Consider the following 22673-nt stretch of genomic DNA (forward strand, 5'->3'; position numbering starts at 1 on the left):
GATAACGCAAGGAGGAGACGACGCACGTGGACGCCGAGCTGACGAACCGGAGCCGGGACGCGATCAACGCGGCCACCAGCCGGGCCGTGTCCGACGGGAACCCGGACCTGACCCCCGCGCACCTGCTGCTCGCGCTGCTCGAGGGGCAGGACAACGAGAACATCGTCGATCTGCTCGCCGCCGTCGAGGCGGATCAGGTCGCCGTCCGGGGCGACGCCGAGCGAGCGCTGAGCGGCCTGCCCCGCGTCACGGGATCCACCGTCGCGCCGCCGCAGCCCAACCGCGAGCTCCTCGCCGTCATCGCCGATGCCGCGCAGCGAGCCAAGGAGCTGGGCGATGATTACCTGTCCACCGAGCACCTGCTGATCGGCACCGCCGCCAAGGGCGGCAGCGCCGGTGAGGTCCTGAGCAAGCACGGGGCCACCGCGAAGAAACTGCTCGACGCGTTCGAGAAGGCAAGGGGAGGGCGCCGGGTGACCACACCCGACCCGGAGGGTCAGTACAAGGCCCTGGAGAAGTTCGGGACCGATTTCACCGCCGCCGCGCGAGAAGGAAAGCTCGATCCCGTCATCGGGCGGGATCAGGAGATCCGGCGGGTTGTGCAGGTGTTGTCCCGGCGTACCAAGAACAATCCCGTTCTCATCGGCGAGCCCGGCGTCGGCAAGACCGCCGTCGTCGAAGGGCTTGCCCAGCGGATCGTGAAGGGCGACGTGCCCGAGTCGCTCAAGAACAAGCGGCTCGTGTCGCTCGACCTCGGTGCGATGGTCGCCGGCGCGAAGTACCGCGGTGAGTTCGAGGAGCGGCTCAAGACCGTCCTCTCCGAGATCAAGGAGAGCGACGGGCAGATCATTACGTTCATCGATGAGCTGCACACCGTTGTGGGGGCGGGGGCCGGCGGAGACTCCGCCATGGACGCCGGCAACATGCTCAAGCCCATGCTCGCCCGCGGTGAGCTGCGGATGGTCGGTGCGACCACCCTCGACGAGTACCGCGAGCGCATCGAGAAGGACGCCGCCCTGGAGCGGCGCTTCCAGCAGGTGCTCGTCGCCGAGCCGTCCGTCGAGGACTCGATCGCCATTCTTCGTGGGCTCAAGGGGCGGTACGAGGCCCACCACAAGGTCCAGATCGCCGACAGCGCGCTCGTCGCCGCCGCCTCGCTCTCCGATCGGTACATCACCTCCCGGTTCCTGCCCGACAAGGCCATCGACCTGGTGGACGAGGCCGCATCCCGGCTGCGGATGGAGATCGACTCCTCGCCCCTCGAGATCGATGAACTCCAGCGCGCCGTCGACCGGCTGAAGATGGAGGAGCTCGCGCTCAGCAAGGAGACCGACCCCGCGAGCAAGGAGCGGCTTGAAAGGCTGCGGCGCGATCTTGCCGACAAGGAGGAGGAGCTGCGTGGGCTCAACGCCCGCTGGGAGAAGGAGAAGCAGTCCCTCAACCGCGTCGGCGAGCTGAAGGAGAAGCTCGACGAGCTGCGCGGCCAGGCCGAGCGCGCCCAGCGTGACGGCGACTTCGACACCGCGAGCAAGCTGCTCTACGGCGAGATCCCCACCCTGGAGCGTGACCTGGAGGCCGCGTCCGAGGCCGAGGAAGAGGCCGTCCACGCCAAGGACACCATGGTGAAGGAAGAAGTCGGGCCCGACGACATTGCCGATGTGGTGGGCTCCTGGACCGGCATTCCCGCCGGGCGGCTCCTGGAGGGTGAGACGCAGAAGCTGCTCCGCATGGAGGACGGGCTCGGCAGGCGGCTCATCGGGCAGAGCGAGGCCGTGCGGGCCGTGTCCGATGCCGTACGGCGTACGCGCGCCGGGATCGCCGATCCCGACCGGCCCACCGGGTCCTTCCTCTTCCTCGGGCCGACCGGCGTCGGCAAGACCGAGCTGGCCAAGGCGCTCGCCGACTTCCTGTTCGACGACGAGCGGGCCATGGTCCGCATCGACATGAGCGAGTACGGCGAGAAGCACAGCGTGGCCAGGCTGGTCGGTGCTCCTCCCGGGTACGTCGGGTACGAGGAGGGCGGTCAGCTCACCGAGGCGGTGCGGCGCCGCCCCTACTCCGTCGTACTCCTCGACGAGGTCGAGAAGGCGCACCCGGAGGTCTTCGACATCCTGCTCCAGGTGCTCGACGACGGGCGGCTCACCGACGGGCAGGGGCGGACGGTCGACTTCCGCAACACCATCCTGATCCTTACCTCCAACCTCGGCAGTCAGTACCTCGTAGAGCCCCTCACGTCCGAGGAGGAGAAGAAGCAGCAGGTCCTGGAAGTCGTCAGGGCCTCTTTCAAGCCGGAGTTCCTCAACCGGCTCGACGACCTCGTCGTCTTCTCCGCGCTTGGCAAGGACGAGCTTGCGCACATCGCCGAGCTGCAGATCGGCCGCCTCGCCAAGCGGCTCGCCGACCGGCGGCTCACCCTCGACGTCACCCCCGAGGCCCTCGCCTGGCTGGCCGACAAGGGCAATGATCCGGCCTACGGCGCACGTCCGCTGCGGCGTCTCATCCAGACGTCCATCGGCGACCGGCTCGCGAAGGAGATCCTTGCGGGCGAGGTCAAGGACGGCGACACGGTCCGCGTCGACACGTTCGGGGATGGTCTGATCGTCGGGCCCGCGGCACCGGATTCAGCAGGGGCGTCCACCGGAAAGACGCTGTAAGCGGACAGAACCCGGACACATGCGGGGCGGGGGTTGCGGGCCCCCGCCCGACATGGGGGAGGATGGCGGAATCCGTACGAAGGGACTAAGCACGTGAGCATCGACCCGTCCTCGATTCCGAATTTCGGGGGACAGCCCGAACCGCAGCAGGGCGATGGACCGGCGGGCCCCGTTGTCCCCGACCAGGACCTGGTCAAGCAGCTCCTGGACCAGATGGAGCTCAAGCACGTCGTCGACGAAGAGGGTGACCTCGCGGCGCCGTGGGAGGAGTTCCGCACGTACTTCATGTTCCGTGGCGAAGGGGACCAGCAGGTCTTCTCGGTGCGGACGTTCTACGACCGCGCGCACGGGATCGACGAGAAGCCCCAGCTTCTCGAGTCGATCGACGACTGGAACCGCCGCACGCTGTGGCCGAAGGTCTACACCCACACCCACGACGACGGCACCGTCCGCCTCATCGGCGAGGCGCAGATGCTGATCGGCACCGGCGTAGCGCTCGAGCACTTCGTCTCGTCGACGGTCAGCTGGGTGCGGGCCGCGATCGAGTTCGACCGCTGGCTGGTCGAGCAGCTCGGCCTGGAGGCCGACGCCGACTCCGCCGACGGCGACGAGAAGCCCGGCGACGACGAGGCCTGAGCCTTCACGCTTCACATACGTACGCGAGAGCCCGGCCGGGGTGCATCCCCTCGGCCGGGCTGTCGTGCGTGACGGGACCGGTCGGCAGCTACAGCGACTTCAGGCGGGAGACCGCCTCGGCCAGAACCTCGTCCTTCTTGCAGAAAGCGAACCGTACGAACGGGGCCCCCGCGTCCCTGTGGTCGTAGAAGACCGCGTTCGGGATGGCCACCACGCCGATGCGTTCCGGCAGAGAGCGGCAGAAGGCGAAGCCGTCGCCTTCTTTAGAAGACACAGCGCCGAGCGGGCGGATGTCCGTGGTGATGAAGTACGTGCCCGCCGGGCGGTAGACGTCGAAGCCCGCCGCGGTCAGGCCCGCGCCGAGCAGGTCACGCTTGGCGCGCATGTCCTCGCGGAACGAGGAGAAGTACGCGTCGGGGAGGGCAAGCGCCTCGGCGATCGCGTACTGGAACGGGCCCGACGCCACGTACGTCAGGAACTGCTTGGCCGAGCGGACCGCCGTCACGAGCTCCGGCGTCGATGTCACCCAGCCGACCTTCCAGCCGGTGAACGAGAACGTCTTGCCGGCCGAGCCGATCGTCACCGTGCGCTCGCGCATGCCGGGGAAGGAGGCGAGCGGGATGTGCGTCGTGTCGTCGCCGTCGTCGAAGACGAGGTGTTCGTACACCTCGTCCGTGATGACGAGGAGGTCGTGTTCGACGGCGAGCGCCGCGATCTGCGTCAGCTCTTCGCGCGTGAGGACCGTGCCGGTCGGGTTGTGCGGGGTGTTGAGGAGGAGCAGGCGGGTGCGGGGCGTGATCGCGTCGCGCAGCTCGTCCAGGTCGAGGCGAAACCGTCGATTAGCGGCTCCGCCGCGGGGTCCTGCCGCCGCGTCCGGGCGCAGGGTCACGGGGACGCGCTTGCCGCCCGCGAGTGCGATCGACGCCGCGTACGAGTCGTAGTACGGCTCCAGGGCGATCACCTCGTCGCCCGGTTCCACCAGGGCGAGGAGCGACGCCGCGATCGCCTCCGTGGCGCCCGCCGTGACCAGGACCTCGCGGTCGGGGTCGTACGAGAGCGCGTACCGGCGCTGCTGGTGCTCGGAGATCGCGGTGCGCAGCTCGGGGATGCCGGGGCCCGGCGGGTACTGGTTGCCGCGGCCGTCGCGCAGCGCGCGGACCGCGGCCTCGCGGACCTCCTCGGGACCGTCCGTGTCGGGGAAGCCCTGGCCGAGGTTGATCGCGCCCGTTTTCACCGCGAGCGCGGACATCTCGGCGAAAATCGTCGTACCGAACTCGGCGAGGCGGCGGTTGAGCAGCGGGCGGCCGTTCCCGGCAGTGGAGGTCATGGCCGCCATCCTGCGCCGAACCTCTGGACTTCCTCAACTCGCGTACGGGCTTGGGGGCCTGAAGTGATGTACGAGGCGGGGCTTCTGACCTGCGGCGGAGTCGTCGTCGTTGGCCGCTGTCGGTCGTTGCCGATCCTCCTTGGACGGCCCACAGGCGGCCCGGCTCCTCCTCGGTTGAGCTGCGGGCGAGGGACACGGGCGCCCGGCCCGGATTCCGCGGCCCGTAGGCGCGCACCGAACCAACGAGGCTCCTGAGCGGGTGAGTTGAAACGTCGAATCCTCTTCCGCGGCACGGGGTCTCATGCATTGCCCACCCGCGGCAATTCCCCGACTGGCGGGGCAGCTGTATAGGCTCAGTGATAGAATTCGCCGCGAAAATCGGTTAATTGGCAGCATGGAGGACTCGTGAAGCATTCAACCAAATGGGCATCCGTCGGGGTAACTGCCCTGACCTTGACGCTGTTCGCTTCTAGCACCCAAGCGCACGCCGTTGACACCATCTACTGGGCCAACCCGTCTGGCTCCTACAGCTCGCACGGCAGGGGGGCTTTCAGTACGAAGGGGGACCTCCTTAGAGCCTACGACGACGCCAAAGACGGCGAATCCGCATGCGTGACCATATACGGCAGAATGGTCTCATCCAACAAATACGAATACAGGGCGGTTTGCGCCGCTGGAAAGGGCAACTCCAAAGACCGCAATCTCAACTTGGTTGAGGGGTCAGCGATGAAGATTCAAGGATGGATGTACAACGAATCATCAGGCCACGACCACAACTACGGGGCATGGAAGTCCGGCTGGGCGTGAAGAGCACGGTCGGCGACTAGGTTAAAGACCGCGTAGGCGGCACTAACGGAGACGCCGAATCCTGTGGCGGCGACCTGAGCGAGGGCGTCATGCTTGCGCAGGCACACCAGAGCAACGAGCTCGCATTGGTGTGGTGGGAGCTCGCAACGTCGGTCACCCTCGCGGGTGACTGAAGAGCCTCGTGACCCAATCCACCAGCGCATGTGGCAGGCCAAGCGCGGCAGATTAGAGAACCAACGAGGCTCCTGTGCGAGTGCTTTGAGGCGTCAGTGCCTCCTAAACGGCATGGGAGCCTCGCGCATTGCGGGCCCTCGACCAGATCACACCATCGGTAGCCACCCAACTCACGTCCGGGCTCGAGGGCCTGATGCGATGGCCGAGGAAGGTCCTCTGAGCTGCGGCGGAGCCGTCGTTGCCCGCCGGGAGGCAGGCACAGCAAGGCTGAGGCGCTACCTACGCGCGGGAGGGCAAATTTAGAACTTGTAACGCGATCATGATCCGGCCTTCCTAAGTCGTCTCCAGCAGATGAGGCTGCAGCCCAACGAGACGAAAGCGTCGTGGAGTTCGATGTGTCGTTCCCTGCGGATGGCGAGGCGCTTGAACTGATGGAGCAGGGCCGAGCGGCTCCGGGGCGAGCAGGCCCGACCGCCAGCGCTGGACTGGCTCATAGAGCAGGGTCTCGACGGACGCGCCCCGGTGTACGTCCACGTCGGTGGTTGCCGCATGGCAGGCAAGCGGTCGCGCGGCGTCCCTCAGGACCAAGCACGTCGGGCTCTGTACGAGCAGGTCGACTCGTGCCCGCACTGCCGCCCCGATTCTGAGCTCGGCGTACTGGACTGACTACGTACGGGGCGGCCGGTTGCGCCTACTCCGTAACGCATGCGCTGCACCTACGGGTCGCAGGCGATCCCGTCTCCGTCGCCGTCAAGCTCGGGGCGGTAGCCCGGCTGCCCGACGAGCAGCGGCGCCGCGCCGGCAGCCCGTGCGTCGTCGCAGTTCTCGTAATAGACATCCGGAGCTGCTGACGACTCGGGGCGCTGTGTGGGCTCCGGCGTCTCTGTCTTCGTCTCCGTGGCTGTCTCCGGCGGACGCGGCGGCGGTGTGACTCTCTCACTGGGCGACACAGGCGGCGTGACCGTCTCAGTGGGCGACGGTCGCGGTTCAGTAGGCGTCGGGCTCGACGGCGAGGGGCTTGGGGTGGGGGAAGCGTTGGTTGTAGCTGGTGCCCGTGGCTCATCCGCGTCATACCCGCAAGAAGCGAGGATCGCCCCCACGATGCCCAACAGCACGAGCAGGGCAACCGTCGCGGCAACCACCGCCGTGACGATTCGGCCCAGCAGACCCATCCCGGCCCAGCACCGACGCGCACGCCAAATAGGCCCCCGCCGCTGCTGTCCGCCGCTACCGGCCATGGCTGGTTCCGCTCACCACAGCAGTGCATCACGCGCTCACGTCGGCCGCACATTGAGCCCTTTCAGCGTCGCCTCTCTAGGGTGAGAACCGCGGCGGCGATGGCTGTCATGCGGTTCGGGCTGCAGCGGCTTCTGCGGAAGATCCGCCAGGATTGAGGCGGGCGACGCCTCGTTCGACGGGAGCTCGGGCGTGGGCGAGTGCGCGGTTCAGCGTCCGTTCGGTCGGGGACGGTTCGCCGTTGGGCGGGCGGCGGGTGGCGGTGGTGACCCAGGGGCCTGCGCCGATGTAGGCGCGGTCGGCCACGATCGGGACGCCCTGGCGTTCGCAGATCCGGATGATGCGGTGGGTGCGGGCGGCGATCAGGTCATGAGCGCGGCCCGGCAGGATCGGCGAGATCCACAGAAGCCGGCCTTCGGGATCGGTGACGACCTGGACGTTCACGCCGTGGCGTCGGTGTTTGTGGGAGTAGTCGGCCCGCCCGTCGCCCAGGCGGTCGCACTCGCTGAGGGTGCCGTCCAAGAGCACGTAGTCGGGGTCGTGCTCTCGCAGGGTCTTGAGCAGGCCCGGCGCCCGGTCGGCGAGGAGCCGCACGACCGCGGTGGTGTAGGCGTGGGCGGTGCCGACGGATATGCCGAATCCGGCGGCGATCTGCGTAAGCGTGTAGTGCCGACGGAGGTAGACCAGGCCGACGAGGGCACGCTGGTGCGGCGGGAGCTTGCAGCGTCGGTCACCCTCACGGGTGACGGTGAGCATCGTGACCCACTCGACCAGCGCATGCGGCAGGTCGAGTGCGGCAGGATAGGGAACCAACAGGGCTCCTGGGCCGACCGGTTGAGACTTCGAACACCTCACCCAACGGCGCGGGAGCCCTGTGCGTTGCGGGCACCGCGGCCATCACCCGATCGGTGGCCACGCTGAAAAGGCTCAATGAGCGAAGGAACGAGCTAGCGGGCCTCACTTACGCTGAACTCGCGCTGATCAAAGAGAGTTTGGGCGAGGCACGCGCCACGGCAGAAGGGCTGCTGAGGCGCACCGACGTACTCACCGCGAAGGCGGCGTCTCGCTACTCACGATCTCATCGAGGGCGACCTTCTCGCGCAGACCGTCCTGCAGCGGGCGCACGCGAGCACGGCATGCACACCCTGCGGCACTTCTACGCCTCTGCATTGCTGGATGCGGGCGAGAACATCAAGGCCGTCAGCGAGTACATGGGCAACGCCGATCCGGGGCTGACATTGCGCGTGTACGCCCATCTGATGCCCGACAGTCGAGAGCGCGCCCGTCGCGCCATCGACCAGGTCTTTGGAGCCCTTTCCGCAGGCGATGACGGCCCACAGACGGCCCAGTGAGGCGCGGACGCCCCCCAACTGTCTCTCTGAGCAGGTCAGGGGCCGTCACCCCACGAGAACCCTCTGAACTTCCTCAACTCTGCTTTGCGTCGGCTTGGGCCGGGGCATTCCCCCTTCACGCAAGAACGGCACGCGAGACCAGCGTGCAAGAACGGCACACAACAACGTCTTAAAGAACGCGGCCCACGGGGGGCCTGCTTCGGGGGAACAGAAAGGGCGTGAAGGTCATGGTCTTCGTCTTCGTGTTTGTCGCGGTGGTTCTGGTGGTCGTCGCACTCGCTTCGGCGGCCGGCAGCGGACGGGGCGGGCGGTCGCGCTCGGGGGCGTCCGGCGGCGCGGCGTCCGGCGGCGGCTGGTGGGCCGGCGGTGGCGACAGCGGCGGTGGAAGTTCCTGTGGCGGCGGCTCCTCCTGCGGCGGCGGTTCCTCGTGCGGCGGGGGCGGCGGGGGCGGCTGTGGAGGCGGCGGAGGCAGCTGACACGGGGCAGCTGGTCCGTCGATCCGTTGAAGTGCCCGGCAGGAGACAACTCCTGCCGGGCACTTTGTCGTTGACTGGTGAAGAACTCGAAGAAGTCCTTGAACAGTTGAGCTGTGGAGCCCCCGAGGGGATGGAAACCCTACGAAGTTGGGTAAAAACGCTGTGGCAGTGCAGCAGTCCATGATTCCCTCTTAACCGTCAGCGCCGCCCTCGGACGGACGACTTGGACAACAAGGACGTTCTCGTGGGCACGAGCCGGCATTCCGGCCTCCCGGTGACCGACCGGGTGCGCCGGCACCACCTCCTTTGCGTGTTAGCGGAGCCGACCCATGCTCACGACCCTGAAGACTGTCTATACCGACACGTGCGCCGCAGACCTCGCCTGGACTCTGGGGCGCGAGCCGCTGCCCGCGCTCGCCACACTCGAACTCGAACTCGACGACGCCAAGATGGAGTTGAGGCTCCTGGGGGCCTCCCATCAGGTGCTGCTCGAGGAGGAGCAGGGCAGCTGCTCCGAGACCGTCGCCTGCATTCCCGGCAGCAGTACGCCGCTGCCGCTCGGTGTCTCCAAGCGCCTCGGCGAGTGGGAGTACGAATTCGCGGCGCGCGTCGAGACGCTCTCCCGAGGGCAGTTCGCGGGCCGGGCACAGGAGTTGCTCGCACTGGTGTCGGAGCATCCGTATGGCCTCGCCGGGGTGTTCCCCGGCAGCCCGCACGCTTTCACGGCGATGCTGGCGCAGCGGCACGAGGGCGCTGTGCAGTGGCGTACGTGGCACGCGTATCCGCAGGACGGCCAGTTGGTGGCCACGCGGACCCGGGTGGGCGTGCGGATCCACGCGGGGATCTGAGAGATCCAAGAGGTCCCAGGGATCTGAAGGATCTTCAGAGGGGCGGGGTGTGGAGCAGATGCACCCTTGTGGGGGACCCGGTGTGAGCATGCTGTGACGTAGCGTTCCCAGCGTGAGAGAGCCGTCAACGCGTCTGCCCGTCACGCCCCGGACGGGGCGGTTCCTCGTCCTCGCGGGCGTCTTCGTCTGCGCGGCCTGCGGCCTGGTCTACGAACTCGAACTCGTCGCCCTCGCCTCGTACTTGATCGGCGACTCGGTCACCCAGGCCTCGGTGGTCCTGTCCGTGATGGTCTTCGCCATGGGCATCGGCTCGCTGCTCGCCAAGCGGCTGCGGTACCGCGCGGCCGCCGGTTTCGGTCTGGTCGAGGCGGCGCTCGCGCTGGTCGGCGGGCTGAGTGCGATGGCTCTGTACGCGGCGTTCGCCTGGACCGGCGACCGGGGCGAGGTGTGGGCGAGCGGTTCGCGGTATCTGCTCGTCGCGTTCTCGCTCGCCATCGGGCTGCTCATCGGCGCCGAAGTGCCGCTGCTCATGGTCCTGATCCAGCGGATCAGGCGACAGGACGCGAGCGGTGCGGTGTCCGATCTGTTCGCCGCCGACTACGTGGGCGCGCTGGTCGGCGGGCTCGCCTTCCCCTTCCTGCTGCTCCCGCTCTTCGGGCAGTTGACCGGCGCCCTGATGACCGGGGCGATCAACGCGATCGCGGGCGGCGCCCTCGTATTCGGCCTGTTCCGGCGGGACTTGAGCACCCGGGCGCGCTGGGTCCTGATCGTCGCGAACGTCACCGTGCTCGGGCTTCTCGCGTCGGCCGCCGTACTCGTCGGCGACTTCGAGGCGGCGGCGCGGCGTGCGGTGTACGGGAAGGATGTGCGGGTCGCGGTGCAGACCGACGTACAGGAAGTGGTGCTCACCGGTGGGCCGAGCGGCTCGCTCGACCTCTACCTCGACGGGCGGCTGAGGGTCAGCGGACGCGACGAGCACCGCTACCACCGGGCGCTGGTCCACCCCGCGATGAACGGGCCGCACGCGCGCGTGCTGATCCTCGGCGGCGGCGACGGGCTCGCGGCGCGCGAGGTGCTTCGGCATCCGGGGGTCGAGCGGGTGGACGTGGTGGAGCTCGACGCGGGGGTGGTGCGTCTGGCGCGGCGCGATCCCGCGCTGAGCGAGCTGAACGGGCAGGTGTACCGGGACCGACGGGTGCGGGTGGTGAACGCCGACGCGTTCCGCTGGCTGCGGTCGCCGCCGCGTACGTACGACGTCGTCATCTCCGATCTGCCGGACCCCGGCATCACGGCGAGCACCAAGCTGTACTCGCAGGAGTTCTACGGCCTCGCGTCCCGTGCGCTCGCGCCCGGCGGGCGGCTCGCCGTGCACGCGGGGCCCGTCTCCTCGCGGCCGCGGGTCTTCTGGACGGTGGAGACGACGCTGCGGGCGGCCGGGCTGCGGACCGCGCCGTACCTGGCGGGCGGCAGGGTCTCCGGGTTCGCTGCCGGGCCCGACCGGACGGCGGACGGCGGTGCGGCGCCGCGCGACTGGGGTTTCGTCCTCGCCGCGCGGACCGTGCCCGCCCTCGCGACACCCCGGACGGCGGCGCTGGAACAGGCGGGCGTGGAGTCCGCCGAATCCGCCGAACGGCCGCGGCCGCGAGGGCTCACCCCCTCCACACTGGTGCACCCGCGGTACGCGAACTGAGGAGGAACCGGCGAACTGACGTACATGGTGCGGGGCCCGTGGGTAGGCTCGACTGCCATGGAGCATGAGGTGTTCGTTCCGGTTCCCGCAGACCGCCTCCGGCAAGTGCTCGGCGACCCTGAGCGGGTCGCCGGGGCGGTGCCCGGGCTTCAGCGCGACGCGGACGAGGCGGCCGCGCCGCTCTCCGGCCGTCTCAAGGTGCGGGTCGGGGGGCACACGATCACGTACCGGGGTGCGGCGCGGGTCGCCGCACGGGGCGATGACGGTTACGTGGTGGAGGGCGAGGGCACGGAGGTGCGCGGCAGCGGCTCCGTGAAGATCTCGCTGACGGTGCGGGTCGTTCCGGCGGACGGTGGGGCGCGGGTGCTGTTCGGGGGGACGGCGTCCGCCGACGGGCGGGTCGCGGAAAGTTCTCCACAGGCTGTGGAGGGGGCCGTGCGGAGGCTTCTTGAGCGGTTCGCGGCAGGGGTTGCGGCGTCGCTGGCTGCGGAGACGGTGGCTGAGGCGGAGCCCGCTTCTTCGCCGGAGGCCGACCCCGAGCCAGTGACGCCTGAAGTCTCCGTCTTCGAGACCGAGGTGCCGCCGTCGTCGTTCGATGACGTGGACGATGACGACGACGTCATCGCGCCGCCTGCGGAGGCTGCGCACGCCCGGCGGACGATGATCGGCCGCAGCGCGGAGGAGGTCGATCACGCGCCGCCGCGGGGGCGGTACGCGCCGGCGCCTGCGGCGGAGGCGATGTCGACGAGCGCCACGTTGCGCTGGGCCGCGCCGGCGGCGGCGGTGGTCGTAGCCTCGGCCATCGTCCTGGGCCGAGCCTTGAGGAAGCGCCGGTAGCTTCCCGGGCCCCGCTGAGGACGAACCCCGTAGGGTCGAGCCCGTGATGAGTGATGACGTGACGCTGGCCGCGGGTGACGCGGAAGTGACCGTGCAGGCGGGGAACGGCTGCCGGGTGGGGAGTCTGCGGGTCGGCGGCAAGGAGCTGCTGCGGCAAGGGGAGCGGTACGGGTGCTTCCCGATGGTGCCCTGGTGCGGGCGGATTCGGGACGGGCGGTTCCGTAACGGGGGGACGAGCCACCAGATGCCGCTCAACTCGCCGCCCCACGCCATCCACGGCTTCGCCCGTGACGCCCGGTGGAAGACCGCCCGGGCGTCGGCGACCGAGGCCACCTTCACGTACGACCTCGCCGAGCCCTGGCCCTACCAGGGCCGCGTCACCCAGATCGTCGCCCTCACCGAGGACTCCCTCACCCTCACCCTCGGCATCGAGACCTACGGCGACTCGTTCCCGGCCCAGGCGGGCTGGCACCCGTGGTTCAACCGGAACCTCGGCCAGGACGACGTGCGCGTCGACTTCAGCGCCGCCTGGCAGGAAGAGCGCGGCGACGACCACCTCCCCACCGGCCGCCGCATCACCCCCACCCCCGGCCCCTGGGACGACTGCTTCGGCATGCCCGACGGCGTCGACGTCACCCTCACCTGGCCCGAGCAGCTCCGGCTCCAGGTGAAGAGCCGCGAGCCATGGGTCGTCGTGTACGACGAGCAGGACGCCGCCGTCTGCGTCGAGCCGCAGACCGGCCCGCCGGACGGGCTCAACACCCTGCCCCGCCTCGTCACCCCGATCGAGCCCCTGGAGACGGCGACGACCTGGACCTGGACGCGGCTGTAGCGGCTTTAAGCTGGCAGACATGACTGACGACGTACGCGGCGCTCTGCTGCAGCAGATCAAGGACAAGGCCGTCGTGCACGGCAAGGTGACCCTCTCCTCGGGTCTGGAAGGCGACTACTACGTCGACCTGCGCCGCATCACCCTCGACGGCGAGGCCGCCCCGCTGGTCGGCCAGGTGCTTCTCGACCTCACCGCAGATCTCGACTACGACGCCGTCGGCGGGCTCACCATGGGGGCCGACCCCGTCGCCGGCGCCATGCTGCACGCCTCCGCCGCCCGCGGCGAGAAGCTCGACGCGTTCGTCGTGCGCAAGGCCGCCAAGGCGCACGGCATGCAGCGGAGGGTGGAAGGGCCCGACATCAAGGGGCGCCGCGTACTCGTCGTCGAGGACACCTCCACCACCGGCGGCTCGCCGCTCACCGCCGTCGAGGCCGTGCGCGAGGCCGGTGCCGAGGTGGTCGGCGTCGCGACCATCGTCGACCGCGCCACCGGGGCGGGCGAGAAGATCACCGAGGGCGCCGGGGTGCCGTACCTCTTCGCGTACTCGAAGGACGACCTCGGACTGGACTAGGTCCGACGGCTGGAGCCGTCCGGCGAGTCTGGAAAGATGGGGGCGACGATGACGTCGCCCCCTTAGGTCAGGGCCAAAGCACACACCCGCACATCACAAGGAGCGGACACATGCCCATCGCAACCCCCGAGGTCTACGCCGAGATGCTGGACCGGGCGAAGGCAGGCAAGTTCGCCTACCCGGCCATCAACGTGACCTCCTCGCAGACCCTGAACGCGGCCCTGCGCGGCTTCGCGGAGGCCGAGAGCGACGGCATCATCCAGATCTCCACGGGTGGTGCGGAGTTCCTGGGCGGCCAGTACAACAAGGACATGGTGACGGGCGCCGTGGCCCTCGCCGAGTACGCGCACATCATCGCCGAGAAGTACGACGTCACCGTCGCGCTGCACACCGACCACTGCCCCAAGGACAAGCTGGACGGCTATGTCCGCCCGCTGCTCGACGTCTCCGCCGAGCGCGTCAAGGCCGGCCGGAACCCGCTCTTCCAGTCGCACATGTGGGACGGCTCCGCCGAGACCCTCGCCGACAACCTGGCCATCGGCCAGGAGCTGCTCGCGAAGGCCGCCGCCGCGAAGATCATCCTCGAGGTGGAGATCACCCCGACGGGTGGCGAGGAGGACGGCGTCAGCCACGAGATCAACGACGAGCTGTACACGACGGTCGACGACGCGCTGCGTACGGCGGAGGCGCTCGGTCTCGGCGACAAGGGCCGCTACCTGCTCGCCGCCTCGTTCGGCAACGTGCACGGCGTCTACAAGCCGGGCAACGTCGTCCTGCGCCCGGAGCTCCTCAAGGACCTCCAGGAGGGCGTCGGCGCCAAGTACGGCAAGACCTCCCCGTTCGACTTCGTCTTCCACGGCGGCTCCGGCTCCACCGAGCAGGAGATCGCGACCGCCCTTGAGAACGGCGTCGTGAAGATGAACCTCGACACCGACACCCAGTACGCCTTCACGCGCCCCGTCGCGGACCACATGTTCCGCAACTACGACGGCGTCCTGAAGGTCGACGGCGAGGTCGGCTCGAAGAAGCAGTACGACCCGCGCACCTGGGGCAAGCTCGCCGAGGCGGGCATGGCGGGGCGCGTCAGCGAGGCCTGCGCGAACCTGCGCTCCACGGGTACGAAGCTGAAGTAACCGGCACGGTCCAACCGGCACGGTCCCTGCCACGGGCCCGGCATCCCGCTTCAGCACGGGGTGCCGGGCCCGTCGCATGCCGTCATGGCGCAGACTGGAACCCATGGCCATTCACAAGGATCTGCTCGGGGGACCGCCCCCGACCCACCTGCCCGACGACCCCGAGCCGCGCGAGCTGCTCGCGAACGGCGCGGCGCCCGCCGACGTCGCCGCCAAGTACCCCACCTCCTCCCTCGCCTGGGCGCAGCTCGCCGACGAGGCGTTCGAGCGTGGCGGCGTCGTCGAGTCGTACGCGTACGCCCGTACCGGCTACCACCGCGGCCTCGACTCGCTGCGCCGCAGCGGCTGGAAGGGCCACGGCCCGGTGCCGTGGGAGCACGAGCCGAACCGCGGCTTCCTGCGCGCCCTGCACGCCCTGGCCCGCGCCGCGCAGGCCATCGGCGAGCAGGAGGAGTACGAGCGCTGCGCCGGCTTCCTGAGGGACTCGTCCCAGACGGCGGCGGACACGCTGGGCTAGCCCCTGAGACCTGCCTGGGCGCCGCTGTGACCAGGCAGGTCTTGCTGTTTCGTGGGATGTTGCGGAGGATGCCGGTGGGGACCGGGGCCCCCGTGTCGGTAACGGCAGGGGCGGACCGCTACCCGTAGTACGTATTCAAGGAGACCGCGATGTCCGCGATGTCCCACGAGGCGGAAACCCCGAACCTCGATTTCGCCGGCACCACCCCTTACGAGGATTACGTCCAGGCGGACGTCCTCACCCACCTCCAGCACCCCCGCTCCGAAGATCCCGGAGAGATGGTCTTCCTGGTCACCACCCAGGTGATGGAGTTGTGGTTCACCGTCATCGTCCACGAGTGGGAGACCGCGTCGCACGCCCTGCGCCGCGACGACATCCCCGTCGCGGTGGCGGCACTCAAGCGCAGCATCCGCGAGCTGGAGGCGCTGAACGCCTCCTGGCGCCCGCTGGCCCAGCTGACGCCCGGGCAGTTCAACTCCTACCGCGCCGCGCTCGGCGAGGGGTCCGGATTCCAGTCCGCGATGTACCGCCGCATGGAGTTCCTGCTCGGCGAGAAGTCCGCGTCCATGCTGGTGCCGCACAGGGGCGCGCCGCGCGTCCACCAGGAGCTGGAGAAGGCGCTGCAGGAGCCGAGCCTGTACGACGAGGTCCTGGCGCTGCTCGCCCGTCGTGGGCACGCCGTGCCGGACGCCGTGCTGCAGCGGGACCTGACGCAGAAGTACGAGCCGTCGCCCGAGGTCGAGAAGGTGTGGACGGACCTCTACTCCGGTGACGAGAGCGATGAACTGGCCCGCCTCGGCGAGACGTTGACGGACGTCGGCGAGCTGGTGTGGCGATGGCGCAACGACCATCTGGTGGCGACGCGCCGCGCGATGGGCTCCAAGACGGGCACGGGCGGCTCCGCCGGGGTGGCGTGGCTGGAGAAGCGTGCGGTGAAGAACGTGTTCCCCGAGCTGTGGACTGCGAGGAGCCATGTCTGAGGCCCTGCTGAAGGCGCGAGCGGCGAAGCTCGACGCCGACGACCAACTCGGCGCGAAGCGCAAGGAGTTCGTCCTCGACGACACCGTCTACCTGGACGGCAACTCCCTGGGCGCCCTGCCGGCAGCCGTGCCGGAACGCGTCGCGGACGTCATCTCACGGCAGTGGGGGCAACTCCGCATCCGCTCCTGGGACGAGAGCGGCTGGTGGACCGCGCCCGAGCGCATCGGCGACCGCATAGCGCCCCTGGTGGGCGCCGCCCCCGGCCAGATCGTGGTCGGCGACTCCACCAGCGTCAACGTCTTCAAAGCACTGGTCGCCGCCGTACGCATGGCGGGTGACCCGGCAGGGGGGCGCGACGAGATCGTCGTTGACGCGACGACGTTTCCCACGGACGGGTACATCGCCGAGTCCGCTGCGCGGCTCACCGGCTGCCGGGTCGTGGCGGTCACGCCCGGCGAGGTACGGGGCGTGCTCGGCCCGCGCACGGCGACGGTGTTGCTGAACCACGCCGACTACCGCACGGGACGCCTGCACGATCTGCCGTCCCTGACGGCCGCCGTGCACGAGGCGGGCGCGCTCGTCGTCTGGGACCTGTGCCACACGGCCGGTGCGCTGCCGGTCGGGCTCGACGAGCACGGCGTCGACCTCGCGGTCGGGTGCACGTACAAGTACCTGAACGGGGGGCCCGGTTCGCCTGCGTACATCTACGTACGGGCGGATCTGCAGGGTCGCTTCGACTCGCCGCTGCCCGGCTGGAACTCGCATGCGGAGCCCTTCGGGATGCGGCCGGAGTTCGAGGCGGCGGAGGGGGCCCTGCGGGGCCGTGTCGGTACGCCCGACATCCTCTCGATGCTGGCGCTCGAGGCGGCGCTCGATGTCTGGGACGGCGTCTCGATCGAGGCCGTGCGGGCCAAGTCCCTTGCGTTGACGGACTTTTTCCTGGAGTGCGTGGCGGCTTACGTCCCTGCGGGGAGGGTCGAGCCGATCACTCCGGCCGCTCATGGTGAGCGGGGCAGTCAGGTCGCGCTGCGGTGCGAGGACGCCGGGGATGTCATGCGGCGCCTCGTCGAGGCGGGCGTGGTGGGCGACTTCCGTTCCCCGGACGTCCTCCGCTTCGGCTTCACACCGCTGTACGTGGGCTTCGCCGATGCGGAGCGGGCGGCGGGGGTGCTGGCCGGGGTGCTGGCAGGCTCCTAGGGCCTGTCCGATGGGTCAGGCCGGTCTTCGTGCCGGGTGCCGATTCAGCAGGGCTGTGCGTGCCAGGGGTCGCGACCCCGGCAGGACCCATCGGACAGGCCCTAGCCTCCCCGGTATCTGGAAGGGGCGGGGTAGGGGAAGATCACAAGAATCAGTCTCCCCGCCCCGCAGTTCCCCCCACCCGCAGAGAGGTTGTCGCAATGCCGGACGACGCCGCCGTGGCCCGCGATGCCGCCGAGGCCGACGCCGCCTTCTCGCACCCCGCGGTGCCGCCCGACGTCACCGCCGCGTACGGCGAACACCCCGACCAGGTCGTCGACTTCTACGAACCCCGCATCCGCACGGAAACCCCCGCCCCGCTCGTCGTCGTCCTGCACGGCGGCGCCTGGCGCGCCCCGTACGACCGGCAGCACATCACCCCCTTCGCGGACTTCCTCGCCAGACGCGGATTCGCCGTCGCCAACGTCGAGTACCGGCGGGGGAGTTCCATCCCCGTGCAGGGGGAGGGGCCCGTCGCCGGGCGCTGGCCCGAGACCTTCGACGACGTCGCCGCCGCCTTCGACGCACTCCCCGGCCTCGTCAGGGAGTTCCTGCCGTCCGCCGACCCGCGCCGCACCGTCGTGACGGGGCACTCCGCGGGCGGACACCTCGCCCTGTGGGCCGCCGCACGGCATGTGCTGCCCGCAGGATCACCCTGGCGCACCGAACGGCCCGCGCCCCTGCGCGGCGTCGTCGCCCTCGCCCCGATCGCCGACTTCCGGGTCGCTCAGGAGCTGGGGGTCTGCGCGGATGCCGCTCTTCAACTCCTGGGAGGGGAAGGGAAGTTCGAGGAGCGGCTGCCGCATGCCGATCCGGCCGCCCTGCTGCCGACCGGCATCGCCACCGCCGTCGTTCAGGGACGTACCGACATCGTCGTGCCGTACGCCGTGTCCGAGTCGTACGCCGACGCCGCGGCGAAGGCGGGCGAGGTCGTCGGGGTCACGCTCCTGGAAGACGTGGGGCACTTCCCGCTGATCGATCCGGCGGCGGACGCCTGCGCCGTGGTCGCGGAGGAGATCGCGCAACTGGCCTTCTAGGCGGCCTCAGGTATGACCTCCAGGACGGGACCGTGGGCTACCCGTAATACCTGAGAGCTACGGCGCAAGTGAGTCCCACGGTGTGATGCCGACCAGTAGTCCTGATCCATAACTTCCTTTCCAGAGACGCGCATCGCGTACGACGCGTCTCGTACGGAAGGGAAGGCACCCATGAAGATCCGGGCCGGGCGGCTGCGCCGCACCCTGCTTGCCGCGCTGGTCGTCGGCGCCGTCGTCGTGCCGGTGTCGGCCGCGGCGCGCCCGCAGGTCCCGGCCCCCGCCCCGGCCGCCGTGCCGCCCCTCTCGGCGGCGACGCTGGACACCGCGTACGACGCGAACCGCGCCAACGCCGCCGAGGCCGCGGGGATGGCCGAGCGGTACGGCGACCGGGGCAGGGCGCAGCGGCTGCGGGCCATGGCCTCTCCTGAGCGGAACTTCCTCTCCTTCGACGGCCGTGGCGCGGGCCGCACCGCCGAGGTGCTCGGCGATCTGGCGGCCGCGGAACGGGTCGCCGTCCTGGTGCCGGGCTCGGACACGGGCATCGACACCTACGGGAGATTCCGTGCGGGAGCCGTCGCCCTGCACGAGCGGCTCGGCCCGCGCACGGCCGTCGTCGCCTGGCTCGGCTACGAGACGCCGGGCACGGTCAGCCCCGCCGTTCTGACGACGGGCCGCGCGGAGGAGGCCGCTCCCGAACTCAGGTCCTTTGTAGGTGAGTTGCGTGGTGTCAACCCCGGTGCGCGGCTCTCTTTGCTCTGCCATTCGTACGGGTCGGTCGTGTGCGGGCGGGCGGCGGCGCAGGGGCCGAAGGGCCTGGATGTCGCCGACATCGCGCTGTACGGCAGCCCGGGCGTCGGGGTCGACCGGGCGGCCGACCTCAAGTCCCGTACGCACACACGGATTTGGGCAGGGCGCGGCGGCGACGACTGGATATCCGACGTGCCGCACAGCAGCGTCGGTCTGTTCGGGACGACCGTCGGTTTCGGTACGGACCCGGTGTCGCCCGGCTTCGGTGCGCGCGTCTTCCCGGCGGGCGGCGGCGGTCACAGCGACTACCTGAAGCCGGGGTCCGTAGCGCTGGACAGCCTCGCGCGGATCGTGCGCGGCCAGAGCCCGGAAGGGGCCTCTCATGCGTGACGTACGTGCATTCGTCCGCCGTGTCGACGCCGCGACCCCGCCCGACCGCGACCGTGCCGTGGACGCCCTGCGTGCCCTCGCCATTCTCGGCGTCGTCCTCGGGCACTGGCTGGTCACCGCGATCGTGCCGGACAGCGGCGGGCTGCACGCGGCCAGCCCCTTGCGGCACATGCCGTGGCTTGCGCCGATCTCCTGGGTCTTCCAGACGCTCGCCGTGTTCTTCCTGGTGGGCGGGCACGTGGCCGCCGAGAGTTACGCGTCGGCGCGGGCGCGGGGCACGGGCTACCGGGCGTGGCTGACGGTCCGGCTCGCGCGGCTCTTCCGGCCGGTCGCCGCCGTGCTCGTGCTGTGGACCGTCGCAGCGGGGTGCATGCTCGCATCGGGCGCGGGCCTGGAGACCGTCCACACCCTGTTCAAGCTGGCGCTCTCGCCGCTCTGGTTCCTGCTGGTCTTCGCGGCGCTGACGGCGGCGACACCGCTGGTGGCGCGGATCAACCCGCTGTGGCCGCTGGCCGTCGTACTGCACGTGGATCTCATACGGTTCGGGCTCGGCGGCCCCTCCTGGCTCGGCTGGATCAATGTGGCGGCGGGCTGGCTGGTGCCGTACACGCTGGGCGCCGCGTGGACGCGCGGCGAGCTGACCCGGCGTTCGGGCCTGGTGCTGCTCACGGGCGGTGCGGCGGCGACCGCCGGGCTCGTCCTGTGGGCCGGGTACCCGGCGTCGATGGTCGGCGTCCCCGGCGCCACGGTCTCCAACCTGGACCCGCCGACCCTGGCGGCCGTCGCCTTCGGCCTCGCCCAGTGCGGGCTCGCCCTGCTTGTGCGGGAGCCGCTCGGGCGATGGCTGCGGCGGCCCACGGCCTGGGCGGCGGTGGCGCTGGTGAACCTCTCCGCGATGACGGTCTTCCTGTGGCACCAGACCGCTCTCATGGCGGTCACCGCGCTCGGCCTGCTCGCGGGCTCTCCGCTGCCGGGGCTGCACACGGTGCCGGACGGCCTCGGCTGGGTGCTCGCCAGGATCGCCTGGCTGCCGGTTTTCGCGGCGGGGCTCGCGGTCTGCTGGGCGGCCTTCCGTACGTACGAGCAAGGGGGCGGCGGCAGCGGCAGAGGCGGGCCGCGGGTGGTGCGGGTGCACCGGCCCGCATCGAAGGCGGTGCGGGGTGCCTAAGGTTGATCTTGTGACGGGGGACGGTGGGACCGAGGGCGCCAAGGGTGCCGGGGGCGGCAAGCGGGGCGGAGAGGGCTTCGGCGGCTTCGTGCTGTCCGCGCTGCGGGTGCCGCGCGACCAGTTGTGGACCTTCGCCGCGATGCCGCTGCCGCCGCTGTCCAGGCCGCGTCTGCTGCGCTGGGCGCCGCACTTCGTCGTCGTATGGATCACCATCGGCACGTTCATCGGCAACCTCGAACAACTGGTGCAGCGCTACCAACTCGGCTACTCCATCGGCCTTTCGCTCGCGCTCGCGCAGGGCATCGCGCTGGTGCTCGCGCTGTGGCGGCCGGTCCCCGCGTGGTGGCTCTCGCTGGTGGCGTCCGCCGTTGCCGCGCTCTGCTCGACGGGGCGTCTGGAGGACGAGCCGTGGCCGTGGGGCGCGACCTCGCTCATCGCGCACACCCTGATCCTGCTGCTGCTCGCGCTGCGGGTGCCGACGGCGGGCGCCGTGGCGGCGCTGCTGCTCAGCGTCGGTCTGCTTCCGGTGCTCCAGGAGGTCCGCTCGCCGCACATCTACGACAACACGACGCCGCTCGCCGGGTACGTCTTCGGCGTCGTCACGCTGATCGGCATCGTTCTGCGCGGCCGCCGCGAGGCGCGTACGCGGCTTGTCGAGCAGGAGGCGCTGACGGCGGAGGAGCGGGCCCGGCGCACTCTCCTCGAAGAGCGCGGGCGCATCGCGCGTGAACTGCACGACGTGGTCGCGCACCACATGTCGGTGATCTCCATCCAGGCGCAGGTCGCCCCGCACCTGGTCAAGGACCCGCCCGCCGAGCTGAAGGAGAACCTGGAGGGCATCCGGCAGAACGCCGTCGAGGCGCTGACGGAGCTGCGCCGCGTCCTCGGCGTCCTGCGCTCGGAGAACCCGGACGACCTCGAAGCGGCCCCGCAGGCCCCGCTGCCCACCCTCGACCGGCTGACCGGCCTGGTGGAGAACGCCCGTGCCGCGGGCCTCACCGTCGACTGCGCCTCCACCGGCGAGCGCCGGCCGCTGCCGCCGGGTGTGGACCTCTCCGCGTACCGGATCGTGCAGGAGGCGCTGAGCAACGCGATCCGGCACGCGCCGGGCTCCACCGTGCGGATCGAACTCGCCTACACCAGGCCCGGACTGCGCGTCCGCGTCACCAACACCGCGCCGCGCGGGGCGATTTCACCGTCGCCCGGCGCGGGGCACGGCCTCCTGGGGATGCGCGAGCGCACGGCGATGCTGGGCGGGGATCTGACCACGGGAGCGACATCCGACGGCGGCTACGAGGTGTCCGCCCTTCTGCCGACCAACGGGGAGACCACATGAGGACAACCATCCGCGTACTGATCGCCGACGACCAGATCATGGTCCGGCAGGGCTTCACCGTCCTGCTGAACGCGGAGCCCGACATCGAGGTGATCGGGCAGGCGGTCGACGGGGCCGACGCGGTGGCGCGGGTCGCCGAACTCACCCCGGACGTCGTCCTGATGGACATCCGGATGCCGGAGCTGAGCGGCATCGAGGCCACCCGCCGCATCACGTCCGCGCTGCCGGACGTCCGCGTGCTCGTCCTGACCACCTTCGATCTCGACGAGTACGTGTACGAGGCGTTGCGCGCGGGGGCGTCCGGCTTCCTCCTCAAGGACGCGTCGGCGGACCAACTCGCGGAGGGGGTACGGGTGGTGGCCGCGGGTGACGCACTGCTCGCGCCCGGCATCACCCGCCGCCTGATCGCCGAGTTCGCCCGCATCGGCCAGGGCCCGCGCGCCCCGCTGAAGCCGAGGGTGGGGGACCTGACGACACGCGAGACGGAGGTGCTTGCGCTCATCGCGCAGGGTCTGTCCAACGCGGAGATCGCGGCGAAACTGGTCGTGGCCGAGCAGACGGTCAAGACGCACGTGGGCCGCATCCTGGTGAAACTGGGCCTGCGGGACCGGACGCAGGCGGCGGTGTTCGCGTATGAGACGGGTTTGGTGCGACCGGCGGGCTACTGAGTCCGCTCAGACCTGTCAGA

22 protein-coding genes and 2 pseudogenes are annotated in these 22673 nt (G+C 70.2%); 20 read left to right on the top strand and 4 right to left on the bottom strand.

Annotated elements, in window-relative coordinates; translation table 11 throughout:
- Positions 1-26 precede the first annotated feature (26 nt).
- Together clpB and AB0O76_RS20935 are read left to right on the top strand one after the other, a co-directional pair.
- A complete protein-coding gene (gene clpB, locus AB0O76_RS20930) occupies positions 27-2654 on the top strand; it encodes an ATP-dependent chaperone ClpB (protein WP_365493191.1) in 2628 nt (875 codons plus the stop codon).
- A gap of 93 nt (positions 2655-2747) precedes the next feature.
- Positions 2748-3290: a YbjN domain-containing protein gene (locus tag AB0O76_RS20935; RefSeq protein WP_365493194.1), complete on the top strand. Its 543-nt coding sequence runs from the start codon at positions 2748-2750 to the stop codon at positions 3288-3290.
- 88 nt (positions 3291-3378) lie between these two features.
- Here the strand turns inward: AB0O76_RS20935 and AB0O76_RS20940 are convergent, their stop codons facing one another.
- Positions 3379-4626 carry a pyridoxal phosphate-dependent aminotransferase gene (locus AB0O76_RS20940; RefSeq protein ID WP_365493197.1) on the bottom strand — a complete coding sequence of 416 codons (1248 nt, stop codon included), beginning with the start codon at positions 4624-4626 and terminating at the stop codon, positions 3379-3381.
- A gap of 396 nt (positions 4627-5022) precedes the next feature.
- On the opposite strand from AB0O76_RS20940, the gene AB0O76_RS20945 reads away from it, so the two are divergent.
- Positions 5023-5424 carry a hypothetical protein gene (locus AB0O76_RS20945; protein ID WP_365493200.1) on the top strand — a complete coding sequence of 134 codons (402 nt, stop codon included), beginning with the start codon at positions 5023-5025 and terminating at the stop codon, positions 5422-5424.
- Positions 5425-5429: 5 nt separating this feature from the next.
- Here AB0O76_RS20945 and AB0O76_RS20950 read toward each other — a convergent pair.
- Positions 5430-5634 (bottom strand): annotated as a pseudogene (locus AB0O76_RS20950) (IS5/IS1182 family transposase); the annotation flags it as partial.
- Between the two features lie 456 nt (positions 5635-6090).
- Here AB0O76_RS20950 and AB0O76_RS20955 point away from each other — a divergent pair.
- A complete protein-coding gene (locus AB0O76_RS20955; protein WP_365493822.1) occupies positions 6091-6264 on the top strand; it encodes a DUF6233 domain-containing protein in 174 nt (57 codons plus the stop codon).
- Positions 6265-6314: 50 nt separating this feature from the next.
- Here AB0O76_RS20955 and AB0O76_RS20960 read toward each other — a convergent pair whose 3' ends face one another.
- Positions 6315-6548, bottom strand: coding sequence for an excalibur calcium-binding domain-containing protein (locus tag AB0O76_RS20960; RefSeq protein ID WP_365493202.1), 234 nt, complete (start codon positions 6546-6548; stop codon positions 6315-6317).
- 350 nt (positions 6549-6898) lie between these two features.
- A pseudogene (locus AB0O76_RS20965) lies at positions 6899-7647 on the bottom strand (transposase family protein).
- A 95-nt stretch (positions 7648-7742) separates the two neighbouring features.
- On the opposite strand from AB0O76_RS20965, the gene AB0O76_RS20970 reads away from it, so the two are divergent.
- From AB0O76_RS20970 to AB0O76_RS21045, 16 genes are all read left to right on the top strand, one after another.
- Entirely contained in the window at positions 7743-8186 is a 444-nt protein-coding gene (locus AB0O76_RS20970) for a tyrosine-type recombinase/integrase (RefSeq protein WP_365493205.1), read from the top strand.
- Between the two features lie 218 nt (positions 8187-8404).
- The gene (locus AB0O76_RS20975) at positions 8405-8662 is read left to right on the top strand and encodes a hypothetical protein (protein WP_365493207.1); all 258 of its coding nucleotides are present in this window, start codon (positions 8405-8407) and stop codon (positions 8660-8662) included.
- A gap of 329 nt (positions 8663-8991) precedes the next feature.
- Positions 8992-9510: a DUF2617 family protein gene (locus tag AB0O76_RS20980; RefSeq protein ID WP_266864079.1), complete on the top strand. Its 519-nt coding sequence runs from the start codon at positions 8992-8994 to the stop codon at positions 9508-9510.
- 112 nt (positions 9511-9622) lie between these two features.
- Positions 9623-11200: a polyamine aminopropyltransferase gene (locus AB0O76_RS20985; protein WP_365493210.1), complete on the top strand. Its 1578-nt coding sequence runs from the start codon at positions 9623-9625 to the stop codon at positions 11198-11200.
- Between the two features lie 57 nt (positions 11201-11257).
- Positions 11258-12037, top strand: a complete 780-nt coding sequence (locus AB0O76_RS20990) for an SRPBCC domain-containing protein (protein ID WP_365493213.1) — start codon at positions 11258-11260, stop codon at positions 12035-12037.
- Between the two features lie 43 nt (positions 12038-12080).
- The gene (locus tag AB0O76_RS20995; protein WP_365493216.1) at positions 12081-12869 is read left to right on the top strand and encodes an aldose 1-epimerase; all 789 of its coding nucleotides are present in this window, start codon (positions 12081-12083) and stop codon (positions 12867-12869) included.
- 19 nt (positions 12870-12888) lie between these two features.
- Positions 12889-13440, top strand: a complete 552-nt coding sequence (gene pyrE / locus AB0O76_RS21000) for an orotate phosphoribosyltransferase (protein WP_365493219.1) — start codon at positions 12889-12891, stop codon at positions 13438-13440.
- A gap of 110 nt (positions 13441-13550) precedes the next feature.
- Positions 13551-14573 (top strand): class II fructose-bisphosphate aldolase, encoded by a 1023-nt coding sequence (gene fbaA, locus AB0O76_RS21005; RefSeq protein ID WP_365493221.1) that lies wholly within the window; start codon positions 13551-13553, stop codon positions 14571-14573.
- A 103-nt stretch (positions 14574-14676) separates the two neighbouring features.
- Positions 14677-15090: a DUF3151 domain-containing protein gene (locus tag AB0O76_RS21010; RefSeq protein ID WP_365493224.1), complete on the top strand. Its 414-nt coding sequence runs from the start codon at positions 14677-14679 to the stop codon at positions 15088-15090.
- 149 nt (positions 15091-15239) lie between these two features.
- Entirely contained in the window at positions 15240-16070 is an 831-nt protein-coding gene (locus AB0O76_RS21015) for a tryptophan 2,3-dioxygenase family protein (RefSeq protein WP_135336349.1), read from the top strand.
- A complete protein-coding gene (gene kynU, locus AB0O76_RS21020; protein ID WP_365493227.1) occupies positions 16063-17268 on the top strand; it encodes a kynureninase in 1206 nt (401 codons plus the stop codon). The genes AB0O76_RS21015 and kynU overlap by 8 nt, the downstream gene beginning before the upstream one ends.
- A gap of 200 nt (positions 17269-17468) precedes the next feature.
- Positions 17469-18344, top strand: coding sequence for an alpha/beta hydrolase (locus AB0O76_RS21025; RefSeq protein ID WP_365493229.1), 876 nt, complete (start codon positions 17469-17471; stop codon positions 18342-18344).
- Between the two features lie 171 nt (positions 18345-18515).
- Positions 18516-19481 carry an alpha/beta hydrolase gene (locus AB0O76_RS21030; RefSeq protein WP_365493232.1) on the top strand — a complete coding sequence of 322 codons (966 nt, stop codon included), beginning with the start codon at positions 18516-18518 and terminating at the stop codon, positions 19479-19481.
- The gene (locus AB0O76_RS21035; protein ID WP_365493235.1) at positions 19474-20649 is read left to right on the top strand and encodes an acyltransferase; all 1176 of its coding nucleotides are present in this window, start codon (positions 19474-19476) and stop codon (positions 20647-20649) included. The genes AB0O76_RS21030 and AB0O76_RS21035 overlap by 8 nt, the downstream gene beginning before the upstream one ends.
- Positions 20650-20788: 139 nt before the next feature.
- Entirely contained in the window at positions 20789-21985 is a 1197-nt protein-coding gene (locus tag AB0O76_RS21040; RefSeq protein ID WP_365493825.1) for a sensor histidine kinase, read from the top strand.
- Entirely contained in the window at positions 21982-22653 is a 672-nt protein-coding gene (locus AB0O76_RS21045; RefSeq protein ID WP_365493238.1) for a response regulator transcription factor, read from the top strand. The genes AB0O76_RS21040 and AB0O76_RS21045 overlap by 4 nt, the downstream gene beginning before the upstream one ends.
- Positions 22654-22673: the final 20 nt, after the last annotated feature.

It is taken from the genome of Streptomyces sp. NPDC086554 (genome assembly GCF_040686095.1).
Taxonomy (GTDB): domain Bacteria; phylum Actinomycetota; class Actinomycetes; order Streptomycetales; family Streptomycetaceae; genus Streptomyces.

Coding starts and splice junctions, on each gene's coding strand:
- AB0O76_RS20940 (WP_365493197.1), bottom strand. CDS start 4,626: ATGGCGGCCATGACCTCCACTGCCGGGAACGGCCGCCCGCTGCTCAAC.
- AB0O76_RS20980 (WP_266864079.1), top strand. CDS start 8,992: ATGCTCACGACCCTGAAGACTGTCTATACCGACACGTGCGCCGCAGAC.
- AB0O76_RS20990 (WP_365493213.1), top strand. CDS start 11,258: ATGGAGCATGAGGTGTTCGTTCCGGTTCCCGCAGACCGCCTCCGGCAA.
- pyrE (WP_365493219.1), top strand. CDS start 12,889: ATGACTGACGACGTACGCGGCGCTCTGCTGCAGCAGATCAAGGACAAG.
- fbaA (WP_365493221.1), top strand. CDS start 13,551: ATGCCCATCGCAACCCCCGAGGTCTACGCCGAGATGCTGGACCGGGCG.
- AB0O76_RS21010 (WP_365493224.1), top strand. CDS start 14,677: ATGGCCATTCACAAGGATCTGCTCGGGGGACCGCCCCCGACCCACCTG.
- AB0O76_RS21015 (WP_135336349.1), top strand. CDS start 15,240: ATGTCCGCGATGTCCCACGAGGCGGAAACCCCGAACCTCGATTTCGCC.
- kynU (WP_365493227.1), top strand. CDS start 16,063: ATGTCTGAGGCCCTGCTGAAGGCGCGAGCGGCGAAGCTCGACGCCGAC.
- AB0O76_RS21025 (WP_365493229.1), top strand. CDS start 17,469: ATGCCGGACGACGCCGCCGTGGCCCGCGATGCCGCCGAGGCCGACGCC.
- AB0O76_RS21030 (WP_365493232.1), top strand. CDS start 18,516: ATGAAGATCCGGGCCGGGCGGCTGCGCCGCACCCTGCTTGCCGCGCTG.
- AB0O76_RS21035 (WP_365493235.1), top strand. CDS start 19,474: ATGCGTGACGTACGTGCATTCGTCCGCCGTGTCGACGCCGCGACCCCG.
- AB0O76_RS21040 (WP_365493825.1), top strand. CDS start 20,789: ATGCCGCTGCCGCCGCTGTCCAGGCCGCGTCTGCTGCGCTGGGCGCCG.
- AB0O76_RS21045 (WP_365493238.1), top strand. CDS start 21,982: ATGAGGACAACCATCCGCGTACTGATCGCCGACGACCAGATCATGGTC.